Below are 25,705 nucleotides of genomic sequence, written 5' to 3'. Positions count from 1 at the left end.
TTGGCCGCTTTTTTAATTAAGCACTTCTAAGATAGTATTTTTTAGGGCGCCCTGATTCATATTAACGATTTTACTGCCTGCTGTATGGTAGGCAATACGTTTCTCAGGGCTCTCAATTAACTGAATGATGGCTTTAGCGAGAGTTGAACTGTCTTCGACAATGATTAATCCACACTCTTTAACAAATGAATCGACGATTTCTTTAAAGTTAAAGTAGCTCGGACCAGTAATGGTTGGAACACCCAAAGCCGCTGGTTCTAACACATTGTGCCCACCAACTTTATCGCCAACTAAGCTACCGCCCATAAAGCAGATATCCGCAGCGCCCATCAAGACCAACATCTCACCCATGGTGTCTCCAAGGTAAACTTGGGTCGACTCCGGTACTTCTGTTCGACTTGTGCGTCGAGCGGCTTCAAAACCTAGCTTTTGGCACAGCTCAAATACATTATCAAATCGCTCCGGATGGCGAGGAACAAGGACTAAAAGTGCGTTCGGGTGAGATTCTAAGATTTTCTTATGAGCTTCTAACACTTGCTCATCTTCACCTTTATGAGTACTGGCAGCTATCCAAATTGGTCGCTTTATCCCAAGCTCAGTCCGTAGCGCTTTTCCTTTCTCTTTTACTTCCTCGGATATCTGAATATCAAACTTTATCGAGCCAGTAACAAAAAGTTTGTTTTTTTCTACACCTAAGCGCTCGAAGCGTTCTGCATCAGACTCCGTCTGACAAAGTACTTTATCCAAGCAAGGAGCTAATAGGTTAAATAGAGGCTGCACTTTTGCGTAGTTCTTACATGACTTTTCAGAAAGGCGAGCGTTAACAACAGTAATCGGTATTTTAGAGTCATGGACAGCACGAAGAGTGTTCGGCCAAAGCTCAGTTTCGATTATTAACATTTGCTTTGGGCGTGTTGCTTTTAGAAAGCCTTTTACTGCAAAACCGAAATCGATAGGCATATAGCGGTGTTCAACTAACTCGCCCAACTTAGCAATTTGTTCCGCACCAGTGCTGGTTGTGGTGGTGACCAAAATAGGTAGAGCTGGGTTTTGCTTTTTCAATTCTTTAATTAGGGGGGTAGCGGCGATGCTTTCGCCTACTGAAACCGCATGAATCCAAATGGGGCGCTCAGTTGCCTCTAGCTTTGGTGTAATACCAAAATGCTCTCTCCATCGTTGACCAAACTTGGGCTTGTTTGGTTTGCTTTTATACAAACCAAACAATAGGAAAGGAGAGACAAGAGCGAGTAATAAAGTATAAAGAATACGAATTAGCATGAGCTTACAGTGATTGCTTCAAGTTTTTGAATACTGTCTAGCACTTGCTTTGGGGATAGTTCAGTTAAACACTTGAGGTGCTTAAATTGACATTCACGTTTAAAGCAAGGGCGGCAGTCAATATCGGTGTGAACAATTTCTACCTTTTCCGCAAGCGGTGGTGTGTATTTTGGTGAGGTTGAACCGTAGACTGCAACAACATTGCAGCCAACAGCTGCCGCTACGTGCATAAGACCAGAGTCATTGGCTACGACAGTTTGGCAGGCGGCCAGCAGATCTACTGCTTCAATCAAGCTGGTTTGCCCAGCGAGAACGTGAATTCTCTGTTGAAGTTCAGCCGGCACGAGCTGCTTAATGTTATTACAGGTATCAAGGTCCTTCTGAGAACCAAACAGCCATACTTGATGGCCGATCGTCGCCATTTGAGTAGCGATCTCGGCATAATGTGTTTCTGGCCACTTTTTAGCAGGGCCAAATTCGGCACCTGGACACAGGCCTATTACTGGGAGCGTTTGGTCGAGAGAGAATTTGTTAAGCGTCCCTTGCTGAGTCTTTTTATCGATAGACAAGCTAGGTCTAGGAAGTGTTTCTAAGCCTCCCAAGGAGGACGAATCCAACATTTCAACCTTAGGGTAGGCTAAAGCGACATAACGCTCTACCATGTATTGAAAAGACTTTTTGTTAGGGCGAAGATCATTGAGTAGCCCATAACGCATTTCTCCTTTCCAGCCCGTACGCTGTGGGATGTTTGCAAACCAAGGTATCAAAGCAGACTTAGCTGAGTTTGGCAGTACGTAAGCATGATCGTATTGCTTTTCACGCAGTGACTTACCAATCTCTCTTCGGCCAAGGAGATTGAACTCACCATGGCCAAGAGGCATCTCAATTGCTTGGTGGATTTCAGGCATACGCTCGAGGATCGGTTTACACCAGCCTGGAGCAATCACATCGATTTGGCTCTCTGGGTGTTGCTGCTTCAAAACGATATACAGTGATTGTGACATCACCATATCGCCAACCCAAGATGGGCCGATAATTAAGATTTTTTTCATTTTTCTACTTGCCAGTCAGTGTCATATCTCGGCTTGAAGAGATTGTAATAGTTATTGCCATCTTCTTGAGAGTGTAATAGCTGTAACACCCACATATATTGCTCAGGCTTAGTGGAAACAAAGTACTCAATCGCTTTATTCGAAGTACGTGCGTCTTGCTCTTCGCCTTTGTCTAGCTCAAAGGCTGGCAAAATTTCGATATCGAACGACCCGTCTTCTGTATTCATAGAAGCAAACATAGGGAGCACTTTGGAGCGTGATAGCTTTGCAATTTTTCCAAGACCAGGAAGGGTTGCTTTTCGGGTGGCGAAAAAGTCCACGAACACACTGTGCTCTGGACCGTGGTCTTGGTCTGGTAAGTAGTAACCAATATAGCCATCTCGAATAGACTTTAGGAAAGGCTTGATACCACCAGAGCGTTCATAAACTCGACCGCCATACTGAACTCGTTGTTTGTGCATCAACCAATCGCCGACTTCATTTTTCTGCTTTTTAGCCATTGCAGAAACCGGCATTCCCATAGAGGCTAACAAAATAGCTGGAATGTCGATCGCCCATGAGTGCGGTACCATCAAAATGACTTTTTCATCATTTTCGATATGCTTCTGCAAAATATCTAAACCGCGAATTTGGCAGCGTTGCTGCAACCACTTTGGAGAACGTAAGGTAAGTAGGCTAAAGCGGAAAAAGAATAAAGCGGCAGTGTAAAGTGTTTGTTCGATGAGTGCTTCACGCTCTTCAAAGGTTTTGTCTGGGAAACACAGCTCAAAGTTAACGCGAGCTCTGTGGGCAGGGCCTTTGCGTGATTTAGCCAATTTTTTGGCAATAGCTTTGGCTAGCCATTTTTGCACTCCTAGCGGAAGAAGCGCCAACGGCATCGATAGTAGGGCGCCGAGCCAAGTTCCCCAATATTTAGGCGCAAGAAAGTGACGCTCAAATTCAGGGTTATAAGCTTTTGGATCGAAATCATCACGTTGAACAGTCATGAAGTTTTAAGCACCTATTTTCGGAAGAGAGAACTGGAGATGTTTAGAAATGATACTCGTAAACGTATCAGAGTAAAGGTGGTAGAGGCTTCACTACCACCTTTGACAGGTATTAACGATTCTGAATCGCAAGGTATTCAGCAACACCCTCAGCTACCGTCTTGAATTCTACATCGCAGCCAGCAGCACGAAGCTTAGTAAGGTCAGCTTGAGTGAATTCTTGGTAAGCGCCCTTTAGGTGTTCAGGGAATGGAATGGTTTGGATTTCCCCTTTGTTGTGATGCTTGATCACTGCTTTTGCCACTTCTTCGAATGATTCTGCATTGCCGGTGCCACAGTTAAAAATGCCTGAAACACCGCTTTCTAAGAACCATAGGTTCACTTTGCTCACGTCACCAACGTAGATAAAGTCACGCTTGAAAGACTCACTACCAGCAAATAATTTAGGGTTTTCGCCAGCGTTGATCTGGTTGTTCAAATGAAACGCTACTGAAGCCATGCTGCCTTTATGGTCTTCGCGTGGGCCATATACATTGAAATAACGGAAGCCAGTGATCTGAGAAAGCTGTTCACCATGTTCTTCAGCGTCTTGCCATAGACGGCGTACATAGTTATCAAACTGCTGTTTTGAATAACCGTATACGTTTAGTGCGCCTTCGTATTCACGCTCTTCAACGAACGTATCCGTATCACCGTATGTCGCTGCCGATGATGCGTACAAGAACGGAATTTCACGATCTAGACAGTAATGAAGCAACTCTTTCGAGTACTCATAGTTGTTTAGCATCATGTACTTGCCGTCCCACTCAGTTGTTGCAGAACAAGCACCTTCATGGAAGATCGCTTCGATAGGGCCGAAGTCATCACCCGCCATGATTTGCGTAAGGAAGTCATCACGATCCATGTAATCTGTGATATCAAGATCAACTAAGTTTTTAAACTTCTTGCCATTTTTTAGGTTGTCGACAACCAGAATATCGTTAATACCTGCTTCGTTCAGAGCTTTAACAATGTTGCTGCCGATCATGCCAGCACCACCAGTTACGATGATCATAAGACTTCCACCATAGATTAAAATTTTCTCAGGAAGTTTAGCAGAGTTAAGGCTTTAGGTGTTAGAGGGAAGGTGTTGGCGTTAGAGAAAGAAAAAGGAAGCCGAAGCTTCCTTTGTATTTGTTAGGTAATCCAATTAGTGATTAGATTACTTTTCGTCAGATGTATTTGGGCGTTGATACCAAGGATTACGCTCATCCGTCAGCTCAATCAAGCTGTATTTACGACCTAGCTTCTGACCCCCATCGCGAGTCAATGGCTGCCAGCTAAAGTTCGCACGGTTGTTGCTTGGCTTCACTGTCATGATGTCGAATGGAATCGAAATGTAGAAACCTTTCGTAAAGCTACCTTCGCCAAACTCATCTGCAGACAAGTCAGTAATCGATGCAAACGCACCAGCGATCACGCCACTCTTGAACTGCTTAGATACATTCACTTGAGTTCCAACATCACCAGCTAAGAACTGGCCAACATCAACTTGAATCATCAAGTTTTGTAGGAAGTCCCATTGTGGGTAGTAATAACCTGATACAAAACCAGTAAAGCCTTTGTCAATAACTCGGAATGGACGACCGTACTCTGGAACGTTTTGCCATTCTTCATCATATACACCGAAGTAGCTTTGCGGGTCACGTTGAGAGATCAAGTTAACATCTGCACCGAGCGCCCAGTTTGCGTCTTTCGGTCGGTACAAGAACTCGGTACCCACACCCGCAAACATACTTTCTAGATAGCCAGCGTAGAATTGTTGGTCCATAGTATCTGAGTACTCTTGGAACCAAGTTAACTGCAGGTTAGACATGGTAACCGTGTGTTCATTCTGATAAGCACGGAACATAGTGCGTACACGAGGAACACTTGTGCCGTCTGGTGGTGTTACATAGTTAAACTTGTCGTAGTTATTGTACCAATCCCAGTACAACGAACCGCCGATTTCTAAATTGTCAGTTAACCAGTAAGATGCACTACCGCTTAATCCAACACTAAACAGGTAGAAATCTTCCGCATTACCCAAGGTTTGAGCAAGCTTTGGTGCAAACCCCCAATCAAAACGCTCAAACCCATCGTAAGCAGGTTTGCCCTGAGGCTTATTGTTTGATGTAGCTGTCGCATCTTCAATGTTCGGGTCGATGTAATTGACTTCAGCAAAGTCACGATATTTATCTTTAGAGATCACCGTTTGATCGCCGAGCAAGCCACGGCTGCGTTCATTAATGGTGAAAGTATCAATGCTCTCAGGCATCTCGTTGTATAGAACCGCCGCCGCTTTTTCGTGAGCCTCGTTGCGATCACGGTACTTCTTCTGTTCACCAACAATAGATACGGTATTGTTCTCAACATAAAGCTGCGTGTTTTGGTAGCCTGCCACTTTATCCAGCTCTTCAGTGACACGTTCCCAATCTACGTCAGACAGTTGCTCTGGTTGTTTATCTTCCACTTCTGGTGTTGGTGTGTCACGCCAGAAAGACGGCATCTCGTTGAAGTTAGTGTACAGACTCACGCCAGCAACCAACGTGTCGCCGCGCTCATAACTCAAACGCAGATCTGCCATGTGACCTAAACGGTAAAGCACCCCAAAGTTCCAGGGGGTGTGAGGTGTCATATCAACACCACCACGCACCACAGGAAAATCTTCGCTGTAATCATTACTGTCGTACTCAAGCTTAAAACGTAGTGGAGCATGTAGAGTTTGATATTCCACACCGCCAAATAGTGCTGTTGGGCCTTTAAACCAACGCTCAAATTCTACGCTACCTCCTTTGTTTTTAAAATCGGACGGGCGTTCACAATATCTGTCAGATACTTTACAGGCTGGGTTGGAAATGTTGTCTCGGGTACCCAAGTATCCCCATCCCAAACCAAGAGTAAAATCAAAAGTCCCTAGCTTTGGGTTAGAGTAGCGTTTTGTAGCTGCAACAAACTCACCATCAAAAAGGCCTGTGCCCGCAAAGTCACGAATACCAACAGAAAGTTCTGGCAAGTACTCGGATTCTTCTAGTAAGCGAACTTTAAAATCGATGCCTTTATCGGTGTACTTGGTATCACCAGAGAAGCTCGGATCGCTACTGTAGAATAGATCGTTCACCATGGTGTAGCGAATCGTTGTTTCTAGCCAAGGCATCACTTGCAAGGTCACATTGTAAAATAGGTACTCATCGCTGCCAGTGATCGCAAAGTTAAACTCGCCTTCAGGTGCCATGCGGCCCGTTGGCATTTGCATTAAGCCTACGCCACCAAAGTCCATCTGTGAAGGTTGCAGTGGTGGAGCCTCAAAAGGCATATCTTGAGCCCAAACCAACGCTGGACCCATTAAAGAAAGCGATAAACTGGTTCTTATCAGGTTCATATTTAATTCTTCGATGAGGTTGGTTTACGTTGTGACAGCAGTTTGACGATGTCTTGATCCATTGATGATTGTCCAAAATCGTCAAATGGAATGTAAACTATGGTCAAGGGCGGTAAATAATATTGCTTGGTTAACCACCCGCCATGATGAGGGGTAATCACCTCACCATTTGGATAGATTAAAATAGGTGGCTGAGTCAGTTCACCAACCTCACTGCTTTTTAGGCTATCGACCTGTTCATGCAGAGGGATACCAGCTAGATTTTTGATTGCATAAACCTTGTCCACATTGCCCACATACAACACTTTTTCTGCTCGCTGAGGTGCACTTAAGGCAAACTGGCCTTCTAAAAGCGGGTTATCAAATTTGTCTAAGCGAATTTGATCAACATCAACGGCGGAAAGAACGCGAGGCGCAAACTGACTTTGTTGGATAAATTTGTAAAATGGATGGCCAACGAGGTTGTATTGAATCATTTGGTTTAACACGGCGTTTTTTAACGCCAGACTTTCTTGTTGAGCCTGTTTTGAATTATCAAACAAACTAATGGCAAGAGGATATTGCAAGACAAGGTTCTGCTCTTGTGCGAGTTTCAGAATGTTGTCTAAACGAGAAGGCTGTTCAAATTGTAAGGCTTTTCCAGTACCCACTAATTCAACTTGTAATGGTGGCAAACTTTGGTTCTGGGCTAAAGCAGGTACGGCGGTAATACCGACAATACCCACCAAGCTTAGTAACGAGAGTAGTCGCATACTCATGATTTGCTGTACCCTTTCAAAATTGTTAATTCAACAGGCACCATGTTAGGGCCCAAGTGCTGACGTGTTCTCACCACTTGCCCATCATTGTCTACCCAATAGGTGTTCTCTACGCTTTCTTCTAGGCTTGGAAAAGTGACGAGCTCGGTGTAAACGTCGGTTTCTGTCGATGATACAGGAGTGATTACCGCCTCTTTGCCTTGGTGTGAGCGTTCGACCTGAGCTTGAAAACCGTAGCGGTATTGCTCAGACCAATCGTAAGAAAGGTTATATTGCATGGATGAGCTTGAGTAAGCAGGCACATCACCATAGACACCAGCTAGGTTAGTGGTTTGCAAGCCAATAGTTTTAACAATATGGCCATTCTCTGTTACCACCATCGCTTTATCGGCACTAACCCATTTGAGCTGCGTCTGGCCTGTTAACGGGTTCGGCTCTGCAAAGGCAAGAACAACAAAGACTTGCTTCTGATTGCCGATTTTCAGGTAAGCACTGGCATAAGGGACTGCTTCAATTTCTTCTGGTGTCAATTCAACATCGATGTAGTTGCCATAAGCTTCTTGAACGGTCGCCGAGACATCATTGAACTTCTGAGTGCATCCAAAGGTGAGGCTTAATACAGGTAAAACAACAAGTAAGCGGATCCATTTTTGCGATAGAAAGGTATTCATTTTTCCCTCGTACAAATAAAATCGCCCTGAAACAGTTCAGGGCGATTTATCTAGTTCAACTTAAACGAATTAGTTCGTAGAAGTAGAAGTAGAAGTAGAAGTAGACGTTGAAGTTGAATCGCTGTCTGACGCTGCAACTGCTACTACAGTTACTGCTGCTGCTGCACCTACTGCAACTGCTGTTGTACCAGTCGCTGATGCAGATGCTGCACCAGCAGAACCTGCTTCTTCAGCTGCAAATGCAGTTGATGCGCTTAGAGCCATAAGAATAGCTAGAGCTGTGTTCTTCATTATTAATCCTTGTATTTCAGATTTTAAAACATCGATGTTTGGTCTGTTTAGAACATACCATCTGTCATTTTAGTTAAAAAACAATCAGCATGTAAATAGTTTCCTATGGAATTTTACTAACTTCTAAAGAAAGCGTCTCATGGGAAAGACAATTAATTTGCTGGTGTTTTTAGCCCCTTTCTTTAGAGATCATGGACGTAGCAAAGGACAACTTGGCGTTAAATAACATTAACTCTTCAATATCGACATAAGTTGCGAGTTGATATTCAAGATTAGGTTAACGTTACGCTTTGTAACACTTAAATGAATAGCGCCTAGTGTGTTGTGACTCTCAAAAACAAGAAAGTCCATTCTTAATCCTTAGAGTAGGCCCCCTTGCCGTTTCAAGCTAATCCATGCATAATTTGCCAGCTTTTATGCTGTGCTTTTCAAGTATTATTTTTCGATTTGTTTGTCACAAAAGCAGTACTCAAAGAGAGTACTTATATCAATAAACCGAGCAGATCGGTAATTAGCGAACAGTGGCTAACGCGCAATGCCGCAGGGCGGTAGCGTGAAAACGGCACAAGCAAAACAGACAACCAGTTAACAGACATTCACTGCGTATGTCATTCATGTGCAGGGTAAGTCAACACCCAAGGAACACTTACGTGATGAACAAACGACCATGGCTAGGGGTATTGAGTGCAATCAGCTTAGGCTTTTGCTCATTTTCGGCCTCAGCGGATTTTTATGCAGGTGCGTTAGTGAGCTACTCTAATGCCGAATACCACCATTCTTCTACTTCTTCCGTAACTGAAGGTAATCCATTCCTTCTTCAAGCACAGATGGGGTACTTCTTTAATGATTATATCGCTTTAGAGGCTCGTTACGGTACATCTGTACAGCGCGAGAGCGGACTCGCGGTAGACAGTTTGGCGAGTGGATTTGTTAAGTTGAACATGCCGGTTTCTGAACGTTTCGCACTTTACGGACTAGCAGGTTACTCCAGTGTTCAGATCGATCAACAGAACGTCGGTTCGGATAAAGACCAAGGCTTTAGTTTTGGCCTAGGTATGCATTACGCTTTAGACAAGCACAATGCGGTTGTTTTCGAGTTTGTTGACAGTACATCAGAAGATCAAGTTCGCCTGAATGCCCTAACTCTCGGCTTTCAGCACCGATTTTAATTAAAAGACCTAGTGCCTAGTCTTAGCAACTAGGATTTTTTAACTCTCGATTTAAATAGCGAATTATCATGTTTAAAGGATGTTTCTCGATTGCTGCTTGTGTATTGGCAAGCCTTTTGGCGCCATTCAGTTATGCGCAGACTCCAACCCCGGAACAAATGCAAATGTTCCAAAGCCTACCTGCTGACCAACAACAAGCGCTAGCAAGTAAGTACGGTATTACACTCCCTTCTGGCTCTTCTTCTCAGCCTAGTAGCTATCAAAACCCTCAAGTGATAGCTCCTCGCCTAGAAGTGAGTAACGCCAATCAAACGAACCAAGCTGATTTAACAAAAGAAGGTGAAGAGCTAAAGCGCTTCGGTTTAGATCTATTTGCGGGTTCGCCAACAACATTTGCCCCTGTGGGCGATGTACCTGTCCCTGCAGATTACACAGTTGGTGCTGGTGACGAAATTGTTATCCAGCTATTTGGTAAAGAGAACACGACACACCGTTTACGAGTAAATCGCGCAGGAACTATCAACTTTCCTTCACTTGGCCCAGTTCAAGTAGCCGGTATGAGCTTTTCTGATGTTCGTAATTCATTAAACCAACGTGTGAAAGAGCAAATGATTGGTGTGCGTAGCGACGTCTCACTAGGTGAGATGCGCACCATGCAAGTATTTGTAATGGGTGATGCCTATAAGCCAGGTGCTTACACTGTCAGTGCTCTAACCACAATTTCTCAAGCCATTTATTACAGTGGTGGTTTTGGTGAGAGTGGTGCATTGCGTAATGTGCAGCTAAAGCGTAATGGTCAGTTGATTCGCAAACTTGATATGTATGACTTATTGCTAAAAGGCGATGCGCGTAACGATATTCGACTGTTACCTGGCGATGTGGTTTTTATTGGCTCTGTTGGTAATACCATTGCTATTGATGGCGAGGTAAACCGTCCTGCCATTTATGAAGTCACATCAGGTGAAACCTACAAACAAGCTATCCAAATGGCTGGTGGTTTTACTGCTAATGCTTACAGCGATCAAGTGGAAGTCAAACGTTACGCAGCGAAAGGAGCTCGTGATGCGTTAACCCTTAACTTCAGCCTGTCACACGATCAAAAAATCAAAGTCAAAGATGGCGACGCCGTTAATGTACTTAAAAAGAGTGAAGAGTTAACACGTTACGTTCAAATTGAAGGTGATGTTCGTCATCCGGGCTTTATCGAATGGAAGAGCGGTTTGCGCGTTGCTGACTTATTCCAATCAGTAGATACGTCTTTTAATTCCACTGCAGATGTTAACTATGCTGTTGTTGTTCGTGAGATCAACCCACAACGTGACATTGAAGTTTATCAAGTAAACCTCGCCAATGCGATTCTTTCGCCGAACAGCAAAGATAACCTAAAGCTTAATTCACGTGACCGATTACTGGTATTTAACCGCTTCAACAATGAGGACCTGGATACGTTAGCGGATCAAGATACGGTGACGAAAGCGAAAACGCTTGAGCAAGCACAATTTAAAGCCGAGCTAGACCAACAAAAAGAGCAAGAAGTCATGAGCTCTTCTGTTGCTATTTCTTCAGCAACAGACAATATGTCGATGGGGCAATCTTCAGCTGAAGAATTAGAACAGCCGAAAATCATATTCCGTGGCAAAGAAATTACTAAAGAAGATTTTGATGCGTTAAAGCAAAACACCCGTCGCACTTTACTTGCTCCGGTTCTTTTGCAACTCCAGCAACAATCTCGTTTAGGTTTAGCGCCGCAAATCGCCGAAGTATTCGGTGAGGTAAAACATCCTGGTCGTTATCCTCTAACACCACGCATGTCGGTATCTACCCTAATCGAAGCGGCGGGTGGTCTAACTTACAATGCATTTACCATTAATGCAGAGTTGGCTCGTACTGTGATTAACAGCAAGGACGAACGTGCATCTATCGATGTAGAGCGCATTGACTTACGCAAAGCGATTCAAGGAGGTACAGCAGATGATGCAATCCTTGTTGGCCGTGATCGTTTGAACATCCTTGAAAAGCCGAACGTTAAACTGCAAAGTACCGTAACACTGCAGGGTGAGGTTCGCTTCCCAGGTACGTACACAGTTCGTCAGGGTGAGACCTTAGGCGAGTTACTTGAACGTGCTGGTGGCTTAACAGAATTTGCTCATCCTCAAGGTGCGATCTTCACGCGTGAAGCACTTCGCCTACAAGAGCAGAAGCTATTAAACCAATACGCCGCGGATATGCGCGCCGAAACCGCGAAGAAAACCTTCCGTGCTGACAGTAATATGAGCTCAGTGATTTCTGACCCAGATAAAACATTGAAATTTGTTGAAGAAGCGAGCAAGAGTAAAGCGCTAGGCCGAATGGTTGTACAGCTTAATAGAATTATTAAAGACGAGCGTTCTGCGGACTTTATGTTAGAAGATGGAGACTTTTTGTTCGTACCGACCTTCCGCAATACAGTTTCAATCATGGGCGAAGTGCAGGTGCCGATTACGTACTTGCTAGATAATAAGCTAGACGTGAATGACTACTTAAACAAAGCTGGTGGTGCGAAGAAGCAAGCGGATGAAGACCGTATCTTTGTTGTGCGCGCAGACGGTTCAGTATATAAACCAACGTCTGGTTACTGGTTCGGAAACAACCATGAAGAGCTAAAAGCAGGTGATACGATCGTCGTACCAATTGATACAGACTACCGTGATGCCTTAAGCACTTGGACTGCTGCTACACAGATACTTTATCAAACAGGTGTAGCGATCAATGCACTGAAGTAAAAGAAAGTGACAAGCTCCTAGGGAACTAATTCTTAGGAGCTTAAAGTTGAGAAAGATCATTCATACGGTATTGGGTTTGCAAAATTAGATGTTTGGAAAACAATTTGTCATATGTTTCGCGAAGTTTACAAAGAGTAGGGTAATTGCAAAAACTTGGATTTAGGAGTTAGAGTCAAAAAACTGCACTTTCAATTGTTTATAAATGTCGCCGAAAATCACGAATGGGTGAGCTTTTTACGTTGCGCAAGGTTCTGGTACCGAAATAATTACTGAACTTTATATTGGTATGGAGATAAGCATTATCGAAAAACACTCATACTTACCAACTAAGTCAAATAAATATCAACGATGCTAGTTGCGCTAATGCGGCGGCGGAGGAGAAGTTCAGTATCAGAACTCTCGCCAAAATATGAATAAATAATCTAGGAGCTAATACCTAGTACTCAAAACCTATTAACTATTCAATGATCCTAACCCTAGCTCTAGATTCAATATCGGATCTAGAATCTAGAACTTAGGATCTTAGGACCTAGAATCTCCATGGAACCACAAAAAGAACCACATCCAAATTACCTACCTCGTATAACACAATCCACAGACGATGAAATCAACTTAAGTCAACTTTTTAAAGCGTTATGGAGGGGGAAATGGATAATAATCGCTACCACATTTATATTTGCTATCAGCTCTGTGTTTTATTCATTAAGCCTTCCTAATATCTACAGAGCTGATGCCTTGTTGGCCCCTGCAGAAAGTTCAAATGGTGGTGGCCTAACAGAAATGGCGGGACAACTAGGTGGTTTAGCTGCGCTCGCGGGAGTGAATTTTGGAGGGGCTGAATCTTCACAAACAGACTTAGCAGTACAGGTGATGAAGTCTCGTGAATTCATAAGTTCTTTTGTCAATAAACACAATCTACTTGTCCCTCTGATGGCGGCAAAAGATTGGGACTTGGCCAACAATAAACTTATATTGAATGAAGAACTTTATAATGAAGATGAGAATAAATGGCTTCGTAAACCACAAGGGCTTCGTGGTGCCGAACCTAGTGAACAAGAAGCGTTTGAGGTATTTATAAAAGAAGTATTCACAATAGAGAAAAACAAAGAAACAGGTTTATATATAATATCAGCAAAGCACTACTCCCCTTATCTTGCAGAGCAATGGGTTAATTGGCTTATCGAAGATATTAATAAAGTGATGCGTGAGCGTACAATTGCCGAAACTTCTCAAAATTTAGCCTACTTAAATACTCAACTCAGTAAAACTGCCGTTGCTGATATGCAAAGTACATTTTATAAGCTAATAGAAGAGCAAACTAAACGTTTAATGCTCGCTGAAGTCCAAGAGGAGTTTGTATTTAAAGTGGTAGACCCCGCAGTCATCCCAGAATTAAAGTCAGAACCTAAAAGGTCTTTAATTTGCATTGCTGGAACAATGATAGGCTTTCTATTTGGTTGTTGTATGTCTTTATTGAGTCTACAAAGATTAGAGAAGAAAAAGACGCGTGAATCCAAGAATTAAACACTTAGATGGATTGAGAGGGTTGGCGATTATAGGTGTTTTCATTTTTCATCTATATGTAAGATGGCCTGATTATATATATTTCACATCAAAATTCCATTCTTTTCCAATCATGGAGTTTGGGTACTATGGTGTAAATCTATTTTTCATGATTTCTGGTTTTGTCATATTTATGTCTTTAGACTATAGTGATAATGCCTCTATTTTTTTAAAGAAAAGATGGATTAGACTTTTTCCAACGATGTTTATTGGTAGTCTATTTATCTATATTACTTCATTAGTGCTTACGAATAGGCCTGTCGGCGATGTAACAATCTTTGATATTATTCCTGGAATGATTTTTGTTGATCATGACATATTGAATATAATATTTAACACGAACTTAAAGTCTATTGAGGGAGTGTTTTGGACTCTATATATTGAGGTTGTATATTATATTATTTCTGCAATAGTTTACTTTTCTTTTGGACGAGAAGTCTTAAAGTTCGTAATAGCAGCCCTATTTTTTCTGAGCTATGGGTTCATACATGTTTTTCAGGACTTTAGTTACTTCAATCAGATTGCATTTATTATTAGAAAACTAGGCTTAATTTACTATGTGTGGTTTTTCATAGGTATGTTATTTTATGAAAGCTACAAAGGATGTTCAAAAAGTTTTCTATTGATAGTTTTAGCTGTGATCACCGTGGCTATAACCGATAGTAACAAGATCGTTGCACTATTAACAATAGCTTTGTTTTTGTTTTCATTTTCCGACACTTTGCTTAAGAAGGTATTGGAAATGAAATGGATAGTTTTCGTAGGTATGATTAGTTATCCACTATATCTAATACATGAAAATTTGTCCGTGTCTATAACATCAATGATTATAAAGTTCTCTCCTTATTCATTTATAGACTATATTGTACCTGTGCTTGTATTTATGCTTGTTTCATTAATATCATACATTATACTCAAGCTAGATAAGTATATGACTCTCTTTGTAAGAAAGTATATTAATATATGACAGTTTTTTCACTTCTTAAGAAAAGTTTCATCTGGAGAACCTTAGCCTTAATTATTCAATTTCTTTTATTGAGTGTGTACGCTAGGGTTTTTTCCCCTGAGATCTTTGGCTTAATTACATCCGTTGTGGTCATTATATCCTTCTTTCAATTAGTGTTAGAAGGCGGTATGTCTGTTGCAATTATTGAGCAGAAAAAAATTAGTAGCCGTGAAAGAGATGGCGTTTTTACTTCATGTTCGCTCATAGGTTTACTTCTGTTTGTTATTTTGACCTTTCTATCGGATGACATTTCTAATTATTATGATAACAAAGAAATATCGGAAATAGTCCAATTGATGGCTCCGATAATTTTGTTTTATAGTCTAACAGTTGTGCCATTAGCTAGCTTAAATAAAGATTGCAAATTCTCTCTAATAAATATAGGCGAAATTCTGTCAGAATTAATATCCTTTGCTTTAGTTTGGGTTTGTTATTTTAAGTTAAACTTTAATCCTGAAGTCTGTTTGGCTTTAAAATATTTAGCCTATGCAATCTTAAGATGCATATTATTATATACATTTAGTTATTTTACTGATCTTGGTATGCCAAAGGTTGGAGGAAATCTTTCATATGTAATGCATCTTTTTAAATTTGGGAAATATCAGTTTGCTTCAACGTTTGTTAACTATTTGTCTAGGAATTTAGATACGTTTTTGGTCGCAAAAAGCTTTGGTGCATACTCTGTTGGTATTTATGATAAAGCATATCAACTAATGAAGTATCCAATCATAATATTAACATTCTCTATAATGCCGGCCTTGCAGCCTGCAATAAAGAAGTCTGATTTAGATTTAAAAGAAATCGAGGTATTACATAGAAAGTTTTTTTCGATTACATTTTTTATCGCTATTATAACAAGCTTCTTTATTTGGGCTAATGCTAGTTCAATTGTTCTAATATTATTTGGTGATCAGTGGGGAGATGCGGCTGATATTATAAAAATATTATGTTTGGCTATACCTGTTCAGGTTGTATTATCTTCATCCTCTCCTTTTATTATATCGGCTCAAAAACCAAAGTTCGTCTTAATTTCTTCGGCAATGTCTTCATTCGTAACTATATTTTCTATTATAGTATCAGTCAAATCTGGTGAGTTGACAAATGTCGCATATGCAATAGTAATTGCATTCAATGTAAATGCTATACAGACATACTATATTATGTATAGATATGTGTTTCTATGTTCTATAAATAATTTGTTGATTAACATATTATATATACTGTCTTTTTCCACTTATCTTTGTCTTTTTTATTACACTCTATCAAGTTTCTTTGAGTTGGATAGTCTGTTTTTAAATGTTTTTGTCAATTTTATTGTGGCTATTTTCTGCATTATATTACATTTCCCAGTTTTTAATAGAGTCAAAGCTAGGTTTAATAATGAATTCAATTTATAAATTTCTCTACAATGTCTTTTCACTTATCCCATCAAAGAATACGCCGGATTCTAAAGTTGTTAGGTTGAGGGTCAAATTTGCTTCAAAAATTTTTCAACGCATTGGAACCGAATGTAACATTCAAAGTGGAGTCAGAATTAGAGGGGCATTAAAGAATATTCAGATAGGGGATAATTCAGGCATCGGAATCAACTCTTCTTTCCATGCCCAAGGGCGTATTACAATTGGAAATGATGTTATGATTGGTCAAGAACTAATAATACACACCGCGAGGCATGGTACTTCAAGAGAAGAGCTAATGAGAAAGCAAGGATCAACCTATTCTGATGTTACTATTGGGAATAATGTTTGGATTGGTTCAAGAGTTACGATATTACCAGGAGTGACTGTTAGCGATAATATCGTAATTGGTGCAGGTTCTATTGTGACCAAAGATTGTACCAAATCTGGTATTTATGCAGGAAATCCGGCTGTATTTATCAAAGAAATGGAAAGTTAAGATGAAGCGCATAGCTGTAATAGGTACAAACCCAAATGGTAGTGGAGGCATTCAGTCATTCGCTAAGAAGTTGAACAATGTAATCCCCAACCTTAGTTATTATACGCTTTTCCCTTCATCAGGTAAGATAATTTGTGATCATGCTATTTCAGAAAATATTATTTTCAAAGTAATTAATAAGTTAAGTCTGGGGCATTTTTTTAAATTTATAATGAAAAACAAACTCAAGAATGAAAAGATTGACATAGCAATAATAAATGCACCTCAAGATATATATTATTTACCTGACAATATAAAAAACATAGTACTAGTTCAACACTCAACGTATAAGCGATGGTGGGAAAGCAGTAAGTTTTTTGATAAAAACAATACATTACTAAATATAGTTAAAGATAAATGCTGGATAGTTAGCCTTTCTGATTTCGAAAAAGAAATTATCACTTCCAAAATGAAAATTGATGATAATCGAATTTCAGTTATTCGAAATCCAGGTGATGATGTTGAATTTGAAAATAAAGAATCAATTTTCAACAAAAAGTTAGTTATGCTTACTCGATTAGATAATAAAGTAAAGCGCATTGATTTGGTTATTGAGGGTATGAAGCTCGCTAAAAATTATGAGTTACATATCTATGGTTCTGGTCCAGACGAGAAGTATTTAAAAGAAAAAGCGAAAGGGTTGAAAAATGTGGTTTTTCACTCTTGGGTAACTGATGTTAAAAGTGTTTTTTCCGAACCCGTAATCTTAGTCTGTTCTAGTGACTATGAAGGTTATCCAATGTCATGTATAGAAGCTATGGAGGCTAGCGTACCTATTATCATACGTAACACATTTCCGTCAGTACCTGACATAATAAAAGGGAATGGCGTTATTCTTGACAAGGCTTGGAGTGGAGAGGAGTTTGCTAGAGCAATAAAAGAAGTTGATTTAAATTACCAAGCGTATTCTTATCAGGCTAAAAGGCTTTCTCAAAGACACTCATCAAAGGTTATTAGAAAAAAATGGGAAGATATAATATTAACCCTGTAAAAGAGAGCATTGTTTTTCTCTCTGCCATCGTCATTTTTTTTTATTATCCAGTGTTCTCTCTCTGTTTAATTCTACTTTTATCTATGTATTTAAATGTCCATCCTTTGTGTCGGATATTTATTTTTTCTATTCTATATGGTTTTGTTTCTCTATATATTAGCGTGCAAGACTTTCCAACTGCTGATATTTCTAGTTATTATAGATTTATTCTGGAGGGAGGAGAGGAGTCATACCTTTCATTGAAATTTCAACGCCTTATTTTTCAATATTTATATTCTACATTATCTATTCCAATTCAATGGTATAGTCTTTATTGTACATTTTTATTGAGCTTTAGCCTTCTTTTTGCAATGTATAGGTTTTCAATTTTGCTTGGAGTTGGAGGAGTTTGGTATTGGGCTACGATTCTTGTTTCAATGTTAAGCCCGGTAGATATACTAGCTTACGAAAACCTTGTAGCTTTCGGAGTATCCATACTCGCATATAGTTATATATTCGAAGGACGTATAAAACGCGCAATTTTTCTCTTTATATTTTCTGCTACTTTTCACGTGGCAACAGTATTTGCAGTTTTTCCATTTCTAGTGCCTCTCTTTTTTACTAGTGTTTCTTTGATATTTGTTGTTTATGCTCTAATTGTTGCAATAGCGTTTTATTATTTAAACTTTAGTGGCGGTGTTAGTGGTGTTCTAATTTTAGACATTATATTAGGTAAGGTTTATTCATATCTATTTGGACCGTGGTCAAAGTACATTAGAATTTATGAATATATACTGTTTTTAATGAACTTTATCAAAGTAATATTGAGTTTTTATACATCCTATAAGCTAAAAAGTATCTTAAGAAACAAGTACCTTCTAGCTATGATTAATCTCTCTATGATCATGTTCATCACTCTGCCGTTTAGCGCTCTCTCATTTCGCGTTATGTATCTTTGGATATTGTTTGTTCCTTTTTTATTTTATATTTTAAAATGTGAAAAAACGAACTTTCACATTGCAATTAAAACCCTGTATGTGTGCGTTTTAATTTTTCTTTCATTCCCCAGGTTTGCCGATTATTATAGGTTTATTCCTACGATAATCATGTCTGAGGCGATGTCAGATAATGTATTTGAACGCTCACTAGATTATAATTATCAAGGTGTATTGGAATATCGAAACTCCGATGGAAGTAATAGAGAGTAATGTTGTGGATATTGATGTAGTAGTTACTTGGTTGGACTCTAGTTGCTTAAAATGGCAGAAAGATTTTAAGAAATACAAAGACGGCAGCCATGATGGTGATAGTTCACTGCCTAGATTTAGGGATTGGGATAACTTTCATTATTGGTTCAGAGGTATCGAGAGAAATATGCCTTGGATTAGAAAGGTACATTTAGTAACTAACGGAACTATACCTAATTGGCTGAATGTAGAACATCCTAAATTGAACCTCGTAAAACATAGTGATTACATCCGACAAGAGTATCTTCCTACTTTTAACTCTAGAGTTATTGAGTTAAATTTGAAGAATATAGACGGTTTATCCGAGCATTTTATATTGTTTAATGATGACTTTTTTGTAATATCACCCACACAGCCACAGGATTTTTTCGTTAATGATTTACCATGTGATAATGCTATTATGAATGCACACTCTGGTGAAGGAATATCAAATGTTCTGATGAATAACTTGACGTTGATAAACTCTACTTTTAATAAAAGGGAGGTTATGAAAAAAAACTTTTTCAGTTGGTTTAATATCAAGTATCGCAGTGGCTTATTTAGGAATATATTTCTAACCCCTTGGCCACGATTTACTGGTTTTTATGAGCCTCACTTGCCGCAAGCTTATTTAAAGTCCACTTTTAATCGAGTTTGGGAGTTACACGAAAAAGAACTTTTACAAACATGTCGCTCTCGCTTTAGGTTGGCTAGTGATGTAAATCATTTTTTATTTCGCTACTTCCAATTGGTAGAAAATAAATTTCATGCACAAAATTTAAACTGGTTAGGATGCTTTTTTCAAGTTGATGATAAAAACTATCTTGATGTTGTAGACTATATTTCTAGTTCTAGAGGTAAAATAATTGCAATAAATGATGGAAAGATGAATGACTTTGAACTTATAAGAAATGAGATTAACCGATCATTAATGCATAAGTTTCCAGATAAATCAAGATTTGAAATATAGTGATAAGATATGAAACGTTTACTGATTAACGCATCAAATTTGCATGTTGGCGGTGGAGTACAGGTCGCGACTTCTTTTATTGTCGATTTGTCTAAAATGGACTTTTCACACGACTTGAATATTATTTGTTCTACAGTCGTTCATGAGAATTTGAAAAACATTGTAGACGTAACTAAGTTTGGAAGCTTTAAGATCATTGATTCTTTTGGTTTTCGACAATTACCATCAGAAGAGATAGATAATATACGTAACGATTACGATGTTTGTTTTTCTATTTTTGGCCCAATCTACCATGATATTCCTGTTAAATATCATATCTGCGGTTTCGCACAAGCTTGGATTGCTTATCCTAAAAACGAAGCATATTCAGTCTTGAGTAAGGCATCTCAATTTAAGGCTAGAATAAAGTTTTTTATTCAAAAGTATTACTTTAAAAAGTATGACCACTTGGTTGTGGAATTACCTCACGTAAAATCAGCGCTTTGTCGCATTGGTTTTAAAGAAACTGATATATCAATAATTAATAACAGCATTTCTTCTATATATAGCATTCCTAGTTTATGGCGGGAGGTTCCAGATGTTAAAATGCAATCAAATATCCCAACTATTGGCTTTGTAGGTCGAGCATATCCACATAAAAACCTAGCTATACTACATGAAGTTGCTGAGATATTAACGATCAAATATGAATTTAGGTGCAACTTCTTATTTACACTCACGAAATCAGAAATGGAAGCATTAGGTTTTAACACTCTAGATAATTTTTATACTGTAGGTTCTATCCAGTTAGAACAGTGCCCTAATTTTTATAGAAAATTAGATGCATTTATCTTTCCAAGCCTACTTGAATGTTATTCTGTATCTCCGGTAGAATCTATGGTCATGAACGTTCCAGTTATAGCTTCAAGGCGCGAATTCGTATCTGATATTTGTGGGGATGCTGCATATTATTTTGATCCTCAATCTGCGGATTCAATTGCCAAGTCAATATATGAAGCTTTTAATAATGATGTTGAAAAAGAACGTAAGTTGAAAATAGGCAAGGCGATAGTAAAGGATCTCCCGTCATCACGTGACAGAACAAATTCTTACATTAATCTACTTAAAACATACTTATCTAAAATAGAAGGCTGAAATGTTTAAAGATAATATTCTCCTAATTACCGGTGGTACAGGTTCGTTCGGTAATGCTGTCCTAGACCGATTCCTTGATACTGATATCAAAGAAATCCGAATTTTTTCTCGTGATGAGAAAAAACAGGATGATATGCGTAAGAAATACAACAACGATAAACTCAAGTTTTATATTGGTGATGTGCGCGACTATCAAAGTGTTCTTAATGCCACTCGCGGTGTGGATTACATTTACCATGCGGCAGCGTTAAAACAAGTACCTTCTTGCGAGTTTTACCCTCTAGAAGCAGTAAAAACTAACGTATTGGGCACTGAGAACGTACTCGAAGCGGCGATTGCAAATAATGTGGAACGCGTGGTTTGCCTGAGTACCGATAAAGCGGTTTACCCTATCAACGCGATGGGCATTTCAAAAGCGATGATGGAAAAAGTCATTGTTGCTAAGAGCCGTAATCTAGAACACACCAACACAACTATTTGTGCCACTCGTTACGGTAACGTGATGGCTTCTCGCGGCTCAGTGATTCCACTGTTTTTACGTCAAATCATCAACGGCCAGCCAATCACTATCACTGATCCGAACATGACTCGTTTCATGATGACCCTCAACGACGCGGTTGACCTTGTGTTGCATGCTTTTGTTAACGGAACCAATGGCGATATCTTCGTACAAAAAGCGCCTGCAGCGACTATTGATGTATTAGTTCAAGCACTATTACGCATTACTCATAAGGATGAGCACCAAGTTAACGTTATTGGTACTCGTCACGGCGAGAAGTTGTATGAAGCACTGTGTAGCCGTGAAGAAATGTTTGTAGCAGAGGACCAAGGCAACTACTACCGCATCCCATCAGACAATCGAGATCTTAACTACTCAAAATACAATGAAGAAGGCGAGAAAGACCTATCCCTTATCGAAGATTACAACTCTCATAATACTGAGCGTTTGGATGTCGAGGGTATGGTTGAGCTATTACGTAAGCTTGATTTCATTGTCGATATTGAAGCGGGAAGCTTGGTTGTACCTGAGGGCGTATAGATGAAGATTGTTGTAACAGGAGCAAAAGGTTTCATTGGAAAAAACCTCTGTGTCATGCTTCGTGAGCATGGCTATGAAGACCTTGTTGAAATTGACCGTGATACCACAAGTGAGCAAACGATTCATGCGTTAGCTGAGGCTGACTTTGTTTATCACTTAGCTGGAATTAATCGTCCACAAACAGAAGCGGAATTCCAAGAGGGCAACGCCGATTTTACTGATTTCGTTGTCGAACAGCTTAAAGCTAGTGGTCGAAAGACTCCCCTTGTGGTGAGTTCTTCCACTCAAGCTCTTCAAGACAACGCATATGGACAGAGCAAGCGCTCTGCCGAGCAGAGTGTTGAGCAATATGGGCAAGAAAGCGGTGCGCCATTTTATATCTATCGTTTTCCTAACGTGTTTGGGAAATGGTGTCGCCCAAACTACAACTCATTTGTTGCCACTTTCTGTTACAACACACTCAATGACCTAGATATTACTATCAACGACCCTAAAGCTCCGGTAACGCTTGTTTATATCGATGACGTTTGTCGTAGCTTAATTGCTTTACTTGATGGTACTGAGCCGAGTGGAGCCAAAGCCGTTTCACCGGAGTACCCAACCACAGTTGGTGAGGTTGCGGATTTATTGCGAGCGTTTAAAGAGAGTCGAGATAACTTAGTTACGGAAGATGTGGGTACAGGATTGGTTCGTGCATTGTACTCGACTTACTTAAGCTATATGTCACCTGAGCAATTTAGCTATAGCATCCCTAGTTATGGTGATGAGCGTGGTGTGTTTAGCGAGATGCTAAAAACAAAGCAAGCAGGCCAATTTTCTTTCTTTACCGCGCATCCAGGGATAACTCGAGGTGGGCACTATCATCATAGCAAGAATGAAAAGTTCCTTGTCTTAAAGGGTAAAGCTCGCTTTAAGTTTGAACACATTGGGACGGGGGAGTGCTATGAACTGGAGACAGAAGGCTGCGCTCCTCAAATCGTCGAGACTGTGCCAGGTTGGTCACATGACATCACGAATATTGGCGATGAAGAGATGGTCGTTATGCTTTGGGCAAATGAGATTTTTGACCGAGAAGCGCCAGATACCTTTGCGTTCCCACTGTAAACTTGGAAGAGAAAACAAAAATGAAGAAATTAAAAGTCATGTCGGTGGTTGGCACGCGTCCTGAGATTATTCGTCTGTCCCGTGTGTTGGCAAAATTGGATGAACATTGTGAGCATATTCTAGTGCACACCGGTCAGAACTATGACTTCGAGCTTAACGAAGTCTTCTTTAACGACTTAGGGGTCCGTAAGCCGGATTACTTTCTTAATGCAGCAGGCAAGAACGCGGCTGAGACTATTGGTCAGGTCATCATCAAAGTAGATGAAGTGCTGGAAGAGATAAAGCCGGAAGCTATGCTGGTCCTAGGTGATACCAACTCTTGCATTTCTGCCATTCCAGCGAAACGTCGTAAGGTGCCTATCTTTCATATGGAGGCGGGCAATCGCTGTTTCGACCAACGAGTTCCTGAAGAGACCAATCGCCGTATTGTCGATCATACCGCAGACATTAACCTTACTTACAGCACGATTGCTCGTGATTACTTGTTAGCGGAAGGGCTTCCAGCTGACCGCGTTATTAAAACGGGCAGTCCAATGTTTGAGGTGCTGAACCACTACATGCCTCAAATCGATAACTCAGACGTTCTTGAGCGTCTTGGCTTGGTGAAAGGTGAGTTCTTTGTGGTGAGTGCTCACCGAGAAGAGAATGTCGATTCACCAAAGCAGCTTGCTAAATTGGCGGAGAGCTTGAATGCAGTAGCGGCGAAGTATGGACACCCAGTTATCGTATCGACTCACCCTCGCACACGAAACCGTATAGAAGCACAAGGTATTAAGTTTCATGCCAACATTCAGCTTCTGAAGCCGTTAGGTTTTCATGACTACAACCATCTTCAGAAAAACGCGAAAGCGGTGCTTTCAGACAGTGGCACAATCAATGAAGAGTCATCGATTATGAATTTCCCGGCGTTGAACTTGCGAGAAGCGCACGAGCGCCCAGAGGGAATGGAAGAAGCCGCGGTGATGATGGTGGGTCTAGAAGTTGAGCGCATCATGCAGGGCTTGCAGATACTGGAAAGTCAGCCAAGTGGCGAGAGCCGTTTACTAAGAAGAGTGGAAGATTACAGCATGCCAAATGTGTCCGATAAGGTTGTTCGTATTGTTCACTCATACACGGACTATGTTCGTCGAGTAGTCTGGAAAGAATATTGATGCGCTTAGCTTTAATCATTGATGACTATTTACCTCAAAGTACGCGTGTGGCAGCCAAAATGTATCATGAACTGGCTAGGTACTTAGTTGAAAACGGTCATGATGTTACGGTCATAACTCCATCTGAAGGTCAAAAGGAATCGTTAGTTCAGTCCAGTCTCAATGGTGTAAATATTTGGCGTTTTTCTAGTGGTGCAATTAAAGACACGCCAAAAATAAAAAGAGCGATAAACGAATCTTTGCTCTCAAAGAGAGCTTGGTCTGCAATTTCTTCATGTGTTAAAGAAAGCACATTTGATGGGGTTGTTTACTATTCGCCTTCTATCTTCTTTGGCGGGTTAGTTGCCAAAATTAAGACGCGTTGTCACTGTCCCTCATATTTAGTATTGCGTGATATTTTCCCTCAATGGGTAATAGATGCAGGTATGATCAAGAAAGGTTCGTTGATAGAAACGTATTTTCGTTATTTTGAAAAGCGATCATATCAACAGGCAAACATGATAGGTTTGATGTCTGAGAAAAATAGGGACATGTTCAATGAGATGACTGCAGATGCATACTCGACAGAGATCTTAAGAAACTGGGCGGAACTAACTCCTTATGTCAAAGCAGACGATAAGACTGGAGGTTTTAGGAAACAACTTGGTTTAGAGGATAAGATTGTTTTCTTTTATGGTGGGAATATTGGTCATGCGCAAGACATGGCCAATTTGATGCGCTTAACAAAAGAAATGAGTTTGTATAAAGATGCACACTTCTTATATGTAGGTTCTGGTGATGAAGTTGATTTAATCAATGAACTAGCTCAAGAGTGGCAACTTGAAAACTTTACTTATCTCCCCTCTGTTAATCAGGATGAGTTTAAAGCGCTCCTTGCTGAAGTCGATGTAGGTCTTTTCTCTCTATCTTCACAACATACTGCTCATAATTTCCCCGGGAAGTTATTAGGTTATATGGTTCAATCTATCCCAATTCTAGGAAGTGTAAATTCCGGAAATGACCTAATGGATATAGTCAATGATGCAAAAGCAGGGCTAATTTCTGTTAATGGTGATGATGACAAACTGCTTAGAAATGCGATTGCATTGTATGAGAGTAGAAATTTGAGGCGAGATATTGGAAGTGCGGCATATTTGCTACTTGAAAATGATTTCTCCGTACAATCGGCGGCAGAAAGCATCGTCGCAGCATTAAGATTAAACTCTTAGAGGTTTTTTCGCATAATAAAAAGCCCCTGTTA

Annotated in this window: 22 protein-coding genes; 14 read left to right on the top strand and 8 right to left on the bottom strand. The window is 40.2% G+C overall.

The features are described 5' to 3' along the window. Positions 1-12: 12 nt before the first annotated feature. The 8 genes from waaA to KIT90_RS13955 all read right to left on the bottom strand — a co-directional run bounded on the left by waaA (position 13) and on the right by KIT90_RS13955 (position 8,436). Positions 13-1,278 carry a lipid IV(A) 3-deoxy-D-manno-octulosonic acid transferase gene (waaA, locus tag KIT90_RS13990; protein ID WP_285377173.1) on the bottom strand — a complete coding sequence of 422 codons (1,266 nt, stop codon included), beginning with the start codon at positions 1,276-1,278 and terminating at the stop codon, positions 13-15. After that, positions 1,272-2,330, bottom strand: a complete 1,059-nt coding sequence (gene waaF, locus KIT90_RS13985) for a lipopolysaccharide heptosyltransferase II (RefSeq protein ID WP_045415460.1) — start codon at positions 2,328-2,330, stop codon at positions 1,272-1,274. The genes waaA and waaF overlap by 7 nt, the downstream gene beginning before the upstream one ends. Next, positions 2,327-3,316, bottom strand: a complete 990-nt coding sequence (gene lpxM / locus KIT90_RS13980; protein ID WP_285377170.1) for a lauroyl-Kdo(2)-lipid IV(A) myristoyltransferase — start codon at positions 3,314-3,316, stop codon at positions 2,327-2,329. The genes waaF and lpxM overlap by 4 nt, the downstream gene beginning before the upstream one ends. Before the next feature lie 112 nt (positions 3,317-3,428). Continuing rightward, entirely contained in the window at positions 3,429-4,370 is a 942-nt protein-coding gene (gene rfaD / locus KIT90_RS13975; protein WP_285377168.1) for an ADP-glyceromanno-heptose 6-epimerase, read from the bottom strand. A gap of 147 nt (positions 4,371-4,517) precedes the next feature. Next, positions 4,518-6,716, bottom strand: a complete 2,199-nt coding sequence (locus KIT90_RS13970; RefSeq protein ID WP_285377166.1) for a YjbH domain-containing protein — start codon at positions 6,714-6,716, stop codon at positions 4,518-4,520. Between the two features lie 2 nt (positions 6,717-6,718). Continuing rightward, entirely contained in the window at positions 6,719-7,474 is a 756-nt protein-coding gene (locus tag KIT90_RS13965) for a capsule biosynthesis GfcC family protein (RefSeq protein ID WP_285377165.1), read from the bottom strand. Then, positions 7,471-8,145 (bottom strand): YjbF family lipoprotein, encoded by a 675-nt coding sequence (locus KIT90_RS13960; protein WP_285377163.1) that lies wholly within the window; start codon positions 8,143-8,145, stop codon positions 7,471-7,473. Before KIT90_RS13960 ends, KIT90_RS13965 begins: the two co-directional genes overlap by 4 nt. A 69-nt stretch (positions 8,146-8,214) precedes the next feature. Continuing rightward, the gene (locus KIT90_RS13955; protein ID WP_005535462.1) at positions 8,215-8,436 is read right to left on the bottom strand and encodes a hypothetical protein; all 222 of its coding nucleotides are present in this window, start codon (positions 8,434-8,436) and stop codon (positions 8,215-8,217) included. 653 nt (positions 8,437-9,089) lie between these two features. Between KIT90_RS13955 and KIT90_RS13950 the strand changes: the two genes are divergently transcribed. The 14 genes from KIT90_RS13950 to KIT90_RS13890 all read left to right on the top strand — a co-directional run bounded on the left by KIT90_RS13950 (position 9,090) and on the right by KIT90_RS13890 (position 25,673). Continuing rightward, positions 9,090-9,605: a porin family protein gene (locus tag KIT90_RS13950; RefSeq protein ID WP_285377289.1), complete on the top strand. Its 516-nt coding sequence runs from the start codon at positions 9,090-9,092 to the stop codon at positions 9,603-9,605. A gap of 68 nt (positions 9,606-9,673) precedes the next feature. Next, positions 9,674-12,367: an SLBB domain-containing protein gene (locus KIT90_RS13945; protein ID WP_285377162.1), complete on the top strand. Its 2,694-nt coding sequence runs from the start codon at positions 9,674-9,676 to the stop codon at positions 12,365-12,367. Positions 12,368-12,907: 540 nt separating this feature from the next. Continuing rightward, on the top strand, positions 12,908-13,891 hold the full coding sequence (locus KIT90_RS13940; protein ID WP_285377160.1) for a Wzz/FepE/Etk N-terminal domain-containing protein: 984 nt from the start codon (positions 12,908-12,910) through the stop codon (positions 13,889-13,891). Beyond that, the gene (locus KIT90_RS27930; protein WP_373417688.1) at positions 13,875-14,897 is read left to right on the top strand and encodes an acyltransferase family protein; all 1,023 of its coding nucleotides are present in this window, start codon (positions 13,875-13,877) and stop codon (positions 14,895-14,897) included. Before KIT90_RS13940 ends, KIT90_RS27930 begins: the two co-directional genes overlap by 17 nt. Continuing rightward, complete coding sequence (locus KIT90_RS13935) at positions 14,894-16,333, top strand: oligosaccharide flippase family protein (protein WP_285377158.1); 1,440 nt, start codon at positions 14,894-14,896, stop codon at positions 16,331-16,333. The genes KIT90_RS27930 and KIT90_RS13935 overlap by 4 nt, the downstream gene beginning before the upstream one ends. Beyond that, positions 16,317-16,832, top strand: a complete 516-nt coding sequence (locus tag KIT90_RS13930) for a DapH/DapD/GlmU-related protein (RefSeq protein ID WP_285377155.1) — start codon at positions 16,317-16,319, stop codon at positions 16,830-16,832. The genes KIT90_RS13935 and KIT90_RS13930 overlap by 17 nt, the downstream gene beginning before the upstream one ends. Position 16,833: 1 nt before the next feature. Beyond that, positions 16,834-17,862, top strand: coding sequence for a glycosyltransferase (locus KIT90_RS13925; RefSeq protein ID WP_285377154.1), 1,029 nt, complete (start codon positions 16,834-16,836; stop codon positions 17,860-17,862). Continuing rightward, positions 17,835-19,049: an EpsG family protein gene (locus tag KIT90_RS13920; protein ID WP_285377152.1), complete on the top strand. Its 1,215-nt coding sequence runs from the start codon at positions 17,835-17,837 to the stop codon at positions 19,047-19,049. The genes KIT90_RS13925 and KIT90_RS13920 overlap by 28 nt, the downstream gene beginning before the upstream one ends. 4 nt (positions 19,050-19,053) lie before the next feature. Next, positions 19,054-20,037, top strand: a complete 984-nt coding sequence (locus tag KIT90_RS13915) for a hypothetical protein (protein WP_285377150.1) — start codon at positions 19,054-19,056, stop codon at positions 20,035-20,037. Between the two features lie 9 nt (positions 20,038-20,046). Continuing rightward, entirely contained in the window at positions 20,047-21,171 is a 1,125-nt protein-coding gene (locus KIT90_RS13910) for a glycosyltransferase (protein WP_285377149.1), read from the top strand. 1 nt (position 21,172) lies between these two features. After that, positions 21,173-22,210 (top strand): polysaccharide biosynthesis protein, encoded by a 1,038-nt coding sequence (locus KIT90_RS13905; protein WP_285377147.1) that lies wholly within the window; start codon positions 21,173-21,175, stop codon positions 22,208-22,210. Beyond that, positions 22,211-23,314: a capsular polysaccharide biosynthesis protein CapF gene (locus KIT90_RS13900; RefSeq protein WP_285377145.1), complete on the top strand. Its 1,104-nt coding sequence runs from the start codon at positions 22,211-22,213 to the stop codon at positions 23,312-23,314. It begins immediately after the preceding gene. A gap of 20 nt (positions 23,315-23,334) precedes the next feature. Next, complete coding sequence (wecB, locus tag KIT90_RS13895; protein ID WP_285377144.1) at positions 23,335-24,465, top strand: non-hydrolyzing UDP-N-acetylglucosamine 2-epimerase; 1,131 nt, start codon at positions 23,335-23,337, stop codon at positions 24,463-24,465. Continuing rightward, positions 24,465-25,673, top strand: coding sequence for a glycosyltransferase family 4 protein (locus tag KIT90_RS13890; protein WP_285377142.1), 1,209 nt, complete (start codon positions 24,465-24,467; stop codon positions 25,671-25,673). Before wecB ends, KIT90_RS13890 begins: the two co-directional genes overlap by 1 nt. Positions 25,674-25,705: the final 32 nt, after the last annotated feature.

This window comes from Vibrio sp. B172a, from assembly GCF_030248355.1.
GTDB classification, from domain to species: domain Bacteria; phylum Pseudomonadota; class Gammaproteobacteria; order Enterobacterales; family Vibrionaceae; genus Vibrio; species Vibrio owensii.
The sequence above is the reverse complement of the archived record's forward strand: the minus strand, read 5'-3'. Positions and strand labels throughout refer to the sequence as shown.